This is a genomic window from Variovorax sp. 20P10.2.4 (assembly GCF_058244205.1).
This window is the reverse complement of record NZ_JBZAYE010000379.1, coordinates 1-7,343: the sequence shown is the minus strand read 5'-3', so window position 1 is coordinate 7,343 and position 7,343 is coordinate 1. Positions and strand designations below refer to the sequence as shown.

Sequence of the window (7,343 nt, the reverse complement as noted above, 5' to 3'; positions counted from 1 at the left end):
GCCTGGTCGGCGAATCGGGCAGCGGCAAGTCCACCGCGGCCTCGCTGGTCGCGGGGCTGATGGCTCCCACCAGCGGCTCGCTGCATTTCGACGGCCAGCCACTGGCCGCGAAGGCCACCGACCGCTCGCCGACGCTGCGGCGGCGGGTGCAGATCGTGTTCCAGGACCCGCTGTCCTCGCTCAATCCGCGCCAGCGCATCGCCGCCATCCTCGAGCGACCGCTGACCCTGTTCACCGGGCTGCGCGGCCCGGCGCTGCGCGAACGCGCGCAGGCGTTGATGCGCGCCATGCACCTCGATCCGGCGCTGCTCGAGTGCTACCCGCGCCAGCTCTCGGGCGGGCAGCAGCAGCGTGTCGCGATCGCGCGCGCCTTCGCGGCCGAGCCCGACCTGATCGTCTGCGACGAGATCACCTCGGCGCTCGACGTGTCGGTGCAGGCCCAGGTGCTGGAGCTGCTGCTCGAGCTGCAGCGCAAGACCGGCACGGCCTACCTGTTCATCAGCCACGACCTCGGCGTGGTCCGGCGCATGGCCGACCGCGTCGTGGTGCTGCGCCATGGCGAGGTCCGCGAGGCCGGCGCCACGCGCCAGGTCTTCGATGCCCCGGCCGACGACTACACGCGCCTGCTGCTGCAGGCCACCGCCCTGCATTCCGTGACCGCCTCACCCGAAACCCTTGCCGCATGACCAAGTTCATCCACATCACCGATCCCCACCTCGTCGCGCCCGGCGAGATCCTGCACGGCCTGGACCCGTACGCGCGGCTCGCCGCCTGCATCGACGACATCCTCGAGCACCATCGCGACGCGGCCTGCTGCGTGATCACGGGCGACCTTGCGCACCGCGGCGAGAGCACCGCCTACGCGGCGCTGCGCACCCAGCTCGCGCGGCTGCCCATGCCGTGCTTCCCGCTGGTGGGCAACCACGACATCCGCGCGCTGCTGGCGGCGCAATGCCCAGGCGGGCCGAGCGATGGCCACGGCTTCGTGCAGGGCCGCTTCGATGTGGCCGACGCGAGCTTCCTGCTGCTCGACACGCTCGACGAGGGCCGCAACGGTGGCCTCTACTGCGAGCAGCGGCTGGCCTGGCTCGCGGCCGAGCTCGACCGGCTCGGCGAGCGGCCGACCTACCTGTTCATGCACCACCCGCCCTTCGACATCGGCATCCCGTGCCTCGACCGCATCGGCCTCGCGAACCCCGAACCCTTCGCGCGGCTGGTGGCGGGCCGGCGCAACCTGCGCCACCTGTTCTTCGGCCACGTGCACCGGCCGGTCTGCGGCAGCTGGCGCGGCATCCCGTTCTCGACGATGCGCGGCCTCAACCACCAGGTGCCGTTCGACCTGCACACCCTCTCGCCGGTGCCCAAGAGCCACGAGCCGCCGGCCTATGCGGTGGTGTTCCTCGCGGCGGACCAGGTCACGGTCCACTTCCACGACTACCTCGACAAGTCCACGCTCCCGGCGCCCCGGGGCGCTTCGAAATGAGCAGCCGGCGGCGCGCCGTCGTGGTGGTTTGCGACAGCCTGTGCGCGGACCTGGTCACGCCCGGCGTGGCTCCCGCGCTCGCGGCGCTGCGCGCGCAGGGCGCCGACTTCGTTTTGGCGCGCGGTGTCTTTCCCTCGACCACGCGCACCAGCTCGGCCTCGATGGCCACCGGCTGCCTGCCGGCCGCCCACGGCCTGCTGGGCAACACCATGGTGCTGCGCGAGCAGGGCGCGCTGGTGCGGCTGTCGGTGGGCAAGCCCGATTTCCTCGAACGCCTGCGCCGAGCCACGGGCCGCACCTTGCGGCGCCCGACCTGGGCCGAGCGACTGGCGCAGCAGGGCGGCGCGATCGTCATGTCGAACGTGTCGCCGGGCGCGGCCTACCTGCAGGACCCCGACGGCTTCGGCCATGTCTACCATCGCGCCGGCTCGCGCGGACCGGGCGGCGCCGCATTGACGGACAGCTTGGCCATCGAGGTAGGCGCCGCGGGCGACCGGGCGATGACCGATCGCTTCTGTCGCGAGGTGCTGCGCGAACGCGCGCCCGCGCTGGCCGTGCTGTGGCTCTCGGAGCCCGACCACACGGCCCACGGCGTGCCGCTCGGCTCGAGCGAGCACCTGGCGATGATCGCCCACGCCGATGCCTGCGTCGACCAGGTGCGGCGCACCGTGGAGGCGCTCGATCCGGCCGGCGACGAGATCCTGCTGGTCGCCTGTTCCGACCACGGCATGGAAACGGTGGAGCGCAAGATCGACCTCGATGCGCTGCTGGTCGAGGCCGGCTGGAAGCAGTCGCGCGAATCGCAGGAGGTGGTGGTGGCGCCCAACGGCAATGCCGCGCTGCTGTACTTCGCCGACGAGGCACGCGACGCCATCCCGGCCCTCACGCGCTGGCTGGAGGACCAGGACTTCACCGGACGCGTGTTCGCCGGCCCGGCCATGGCAGAGATCGGCCTGCCGACCGGGGGCCCGCTCGGCCTGGCGCTCGCGCTGCGCCATGACGCGAGCGCCAATCCCCATGGCGTGCCGGGCCGCAGCGTCTCGCTGTTGAGCCCGTTCGGCGATTCATCGCCCGTCGGCTGCGCACAGCACGGCGGACTGGGCGAGCACGAACAGCATCCCTTTCTCTACCTGAGAGGGGGAGGGCTTCGTCCCGGCGAGCGACGCCAACCCGCGTCGCTGATCGACATCGCGCCGACCGTGCTGCGCCACCTCGGCGTCGCGGCCGACGGCATGCAGGGACGCGCACTGCAGTAGACGCGCCGCGTCTCTCGCTCCCCCGATGCCGGATGGATTCGTCACGCATGCGCGTGAGGGGCCCGCCTGCGCGTCGCCATCCCTGGGTCACCCCCACCACTCGAAGAAAAAGATGAAGAGACAAAGAAGATTCACCCCCGTCATCGCCGGCGGCGCCATGCTCGCCATCGGCGCCTGCCACGCGCAGTCGAGCGTCACGCTGTTCGGGCTGATCGACACCGGCGTCGCCCACTACCGCGTGCACGGCAAGGGCAGCCAGACCGCGCTGGCCTCCGACGGGCTCGCGAGCAGCCGCCTGGGCTTTCGCGGCCAGGAGGACCTGGGCGGCGGCCTGAGCGCGGGCTTCTGGCTCGAGGGCTCGCTCGCCGTCGACAACCCGACGTCCTTCGACCTCGCGCGGCGCTCGACCGTGAGCCTGGCCGGCCCCTGGGGCGAGCTGCGGCTGGGCCGCGACTACACGCCGACCTACCTGATCCAGTCGGACTTCTCGGGACCCTGGGTCACCAACGGCGTCGGCGAGAGCATCGTCTACCGCGGCCGCGCCATCCTCTACGGCAGCGCCAACGCGGGTCAGAGCTCCCATGTGCGCGTGAGCAACTCGGTCGGCTACTTCCTGCCGCGCGACCTGGGCGGCTTCTCGGGACAGTTCCAGTACGGCCTGCCCGAGGCGGTCGACGGCGGCGACGCGGAGCGCTACCTCGGCGGGCGCCTCGGCTACCGGCAGGGCGCGTTCCGCGTGGGCGCGGCCTACAGCAGGACCATGGGCGGACCGAAGGCGCCGACCACGCGCCCGCGCGACATCCGCTCGGCCAGCCTCGGCGTCGCCTACGACTTCGGCGTGGCATCGGTCGAGGCGCTCCACGCGCAGGACCGGGTGCAGATGCCGCTGGGCGCCAAGCGCTTCGAAGGCGCGACCGTCGGCGTGACGGTGCCGGTCGGCCCCGGCGAGATCCGCGCGAGCTACGGGCAGGTGGCCTTCCGCTACCCGGGCGACCGCTCGCGCGCCAGCAAGATCGCGCTGGGCTACGTGCACCACCTGTCGAAGCGCACCGCGCTCTATGCGACCGTTGCCCATGTGCGCAACCGGCGCGGCGCCGCGCTGACCGTCGGCGGCGACGTCGCAGGCCTCGCCGACCACGCGGCCAGCGGTCAGAACTTCGGCATCCGCCACGCGTTCTGAGCGCCCCCGCCCCGCGCAACCACCCCCACAATCCACGATTGGAGACAAGCATGCACCGTCGCGATCTCATCCGCCTGGCTTCGGCCGCCGCGGCCGCCACCTCCCTGCCGCGCTGGAGCTGGTCGAACACGCTGGCCCAGCGCGACCTGTTCCCGCTCGGCGTCGCCAGCGGTTCGCCGACCCCCGACGGCTTCGTGCTGTGGACCCGGCTGCTCGACGGCCCGGTGCCCGGCACCGTGCCCTTCGACACGCCGCGCCTGCCGCTGCCCGCCGCGCTGACGGTGCGCTGGGAGGTGGCCGAGGACGAGGCCTTCCGCCGCATCGTGCGCGCGGGCCAGGCGAACGCGCTGGCCGAACTCGGGCACGCGGTGCACGTGGAGGTGTCGGGCCTGCGGCCGGACCGTTGGTACTTCTACCGCTTCATGCACGGCGACGCGGTCACGCAGACGGCGCGCACGCGCACCGCGCCGGCCCTGCACGCCATGCCCGGGCGCACGCGCTTCGCCTTCGTCTCGTGCCAGCGCTGGGAGCAGGGGCACTACGCGGGCTACCGCCACATGCTCGACGAGAACCTCGACCTGGTCGTGTTCCTCGGCGACTACGTCTACGAATACGCGATGCCGAAGAAGCCGCCGAGCTACCAGCTGGTGCGCACGCACACGCTGCCGGCCGCGAAGACGCTCGCCGATTTCCGCGACCGCTACGCGCTCTACAAGACCGATGTTCAGCTGCAGGCCGCGCACCGCGCCTGCCCGTGGCTCGTGACCTGGGACGACCACGAGGTGCAGAACGACTACGCGGGCCTCGAAGGCACCGGCGCGGCGGGCGACTTCCTCGCGCGGCGCGGCGCCGGCTACCAGGCCTTCTACGAGAACATGCCGCTGCGCGCGTCGGTGCTCACGCAGGGCCTCGGCGGGCTCGGCACGCTCGACGGCTTGCGCATTTACGAGCGGCATGCCTGGGGCCGATTGCTGCGCTTCCACATGCTCGACACGCGCCAGTACCGCGACCGCCAGCCCTGCCGCGTGCCCGGCGAGGAATCGCCGAGCTCGGTGACGCCCACCGGCTGCCCCGAGTTGCGGGACCCCGCGCGCTCGATCCTCGGCAGCTACCAGGAGCGCTGGCTCGAGCAGGGCCTCGCGCAGGACGCCGCGCTGGGCGAGCGCTGGAGCGTGGTGGCGCAGCAGACGATCTTCGCGCAGCGCAACTACAAGCCGCTGCCGGCCGAGAGCTACCACCCCAGCACCTGGGACGGCTATCCCGCGAGCCGCCAGCGCGTGCTCGACGCGGTGCAGGGCGCGGGCGCGCGCAACACCGTCTTCCTCGGCGGCGACATCCACCAGAACTACGTCAGCCGCGTGCTGGCCGACTTCTCGCGGCCGCAGTCGCCGGTCATCGCGAGCGAGTTCTGCGGCACCTCGATCGCCTCGGCCAGCGGCACGGCGCAGAGCCGCGCGCAGGAGATCGCCGACAACAACCCGCACATCCTGCTCGCGCGTTCCGACAAGCGCGGCTATGCGGTGGCCGACGTGACGCCCGGGCGCTGGCTCACTTCGCTGCGGGTGCTCGACGACGTCGCGCAGCCCGACAGCGGCATCTCGACGCTGGCGCGCTTCGTGGTCGACGACTGCGTGCCGGGTCCCCGGGCGGTCTGACCCATGCCCGACAAGACCATCCCCATGACCACCGGGGCCGAGTGGCCCTACCTGGAGATCCTGGTGCGGCTGGCGCTGAGCCTGGCGCTCGGCCTGCTGATCGGGCTGGAGCGCGAGCGCCGCGGCAAGGAGGCGGGGCTGCGCACCTTCGGCTTCATCTGCCTGCTGGGTGCGCTCGGCGGCCTGCTGGGCATGCCGGTGGCGCTGCTGTGCCTGGCGCTGGTCGGCGTGCTCGCGGTGCTGCTCAACGTGCAGACGCTGCGCGCCGGGCAGGGCGCCGAGCTCACGACCTCGGCTGCCATGCTCGTGACCTGCCTGGCCGGCGTGCTGTGCGGCCAGGGCCACACCATCTCGCCCGCGGCCGTGATGGTGCTGGCCACCGCGCTGCTGGCGTGGAAGGAACGGCTGGCCGGCTTCTCGGCCGGGCTGACCGAAAGCGAGATGCGTTCGGCGCTGCTGCTGGCCATCCTCGCGATCGTGATCTATCCGGCGCTGCCGGCCGGGGCCGTGGGACCGTGGCACCTGGTGGAGCCGCGCGCCGCCTGGGTCACGGTGATCCTGATCGCGGGCATCGGCTTCGTGAACTACATCCTCTGGAAGCTCTACGGCACGCGCGGCACCGAGCTCTCGGGCTTTCTCGGCGGGCTCGTGAACAGCAACTTCACGGTGATCGAGATGGCCTCGCGCGTGGTCGCCACGCGCGGCGCCTACGTGGGCACGGCCTACCGCGGCATCCTGCTGGCGACCACCGCGATGGTGGTGCGCAATGCCGGGCTGCTGCTGATCCTGGCGCCGCTCGCGCTGCTGGGCGCCTCGGGCGCCTTCGCGCTGATGATGCTCGCGAGCGCGGTGCTGGTGCTGTGGAGCTACCGGCGCGCCACGCGCGGCCCCGTGCCCGACGTGCCCGAGATCAAGCTCGACCTGCCGTTCTCGCTGCCGCTGGCGCTCAAGTACGGCGTGGTGTTCCTGGTGCTGCACATCGTCGGCGGCCTCACGCAGCGGCAGTTCGGCGATGCGGGCTTCTACTTCGTGAGCGTGGTCGGCGGCCTGATGTCGAGCGCGAGCGCCGTGGCCGCGGCCGCCGCGCTCGCGTCGCAGGGCAGCCTGTCGGCCACCACGGCGGGCACGGGCGCCGTGCTGGCCTCGCTCACGAGCATCGCCTTCAGCATGTCCTTCGTGCTGCGCACGCGCGAACGCCGCCTGACCACGAAGCTGTGCACGGCCATGTTGTGCATCGCCGTCGCCGGTGCCCTCGGGCTGGCCGGCTGGCATGTGGTCCTGCCGATGCTGCCGATCGGCCACTGAAGGCCGCACCGATACCTCCATCCCTCGAACCCGACACCATGAGCCATCCCACGAAGAACATCGAATCCGTCCTGGTCGAGAACCGCGTGTTCCCGCCCGATGCCCGCGCCACCGAAGGCGCCCGCATTTCCGGTATGGCCGCTTACGACGCCCTGTGCAAGGAAGCGGAACAGGACTTCGAAGGCTTCTGGAGCCGCCAGGCCACGACCCACCTGCAGTGGACGAAGCCCTTCAGCAGGATCCTCGACGAATCGAACGCGCCGTTCTACCAATGGTTCGGCGACGGCGAACTCAACGCCAGCGCCAACTGCCTCGACCGCCACATCGGCACCCCCGTCGAGAACAAGACCGCCATCGTCTTCGAGGCCGACGACGGCACCGTCACCCAGGTCACGTACAAGGAACTGCTCGCACGCGTGAGCCAGTTCGCCAATGCGCTCAAGGCGCAGGGCATCAAGAAGGGC

Annotated in this window: 7 protein-coding genes; all 7 read left to right on the top strand. The window is 71.8% G+C overall.

Annotated features, from left to right (window positions below):
• A partial coding sequence (locus AC27VN_RS27525) for an ABC transporter ATP-binding protein (RefSeq protein ID WP_490878587.1) occupies nt 1-686 on the top strand: 686 nt, incomplete at its 5' end.
• Nucleotides 683-1,483 (top strand): phosphodiesterase, encoded by an 801-nt coding sequence (locus AC27VN_RS27520; RefSeq protein WP_490878586.1) that lies wholly within the window; start codon nt 683-685, stop codon nt 1,481-1,483. The genes AC27VN_RS27525 and AC27VN_RS27520, both read left to right, overlap by 4 nt.
• A complete protein-coding gene (locus AC27VN_RS27515; RefSeq protein ID WP_490878585.1) occupies nt 1,480-2,739 on the top strand; it encodes an alkaline phosphatase family protein in 1,260 nt (419 codons plus the stop codon). Before AC27VN_RS27520 ends, AC27VN_RS27515 begins: the two co-directional genes overlap by 4 nt.
• A 157-nt stretch (nt 2,740-2,896) precedes the next feature.
• A complete protein-coding gene (locus AC27VN_RS27510) occupies nt 2,897-3,919 on the top strand; it encodes a porin (RefSeq protein ID WP_490878584.1) in 1,023 nt (340 codons plus the stop codon).
• Nucleotides 3,920-3,969: 50 nt separating this feature from the next.
• Nucleotides 3,970-5,574, top strand: coding sequence for an alkaline phosphatase D family protein (locus AC27VN_RS27505; RefSeq protein ID WP_490878583.1), 1,605 nt, complete (start codon nt 3,970-3,972; stop codon nt 5,572-5,574).
• A gap of 3 nt (nt 5,575-5,577) precedes the next feature.
• A complete protein-coding gene (locus tag AC27VN_RS27500) occupies nt 5,578-6,879 on the top strand; it encodes an MgtC/SapB family protein (protein ID WP_490878582.1) in 1,302 nt (433 codons plus the stop codon).
• A gap of 38 nt (nt 6,880-6,917) precedes the next feature.
• On the top strand, nt 6,918-7,343 hold a 426-nt coding region (locus AC27VN_RS27495), incomplete at its 3' end, for an acetyl-coenzyme A synthetase N-terminal domain-containing protein (protein WP_490878581.1).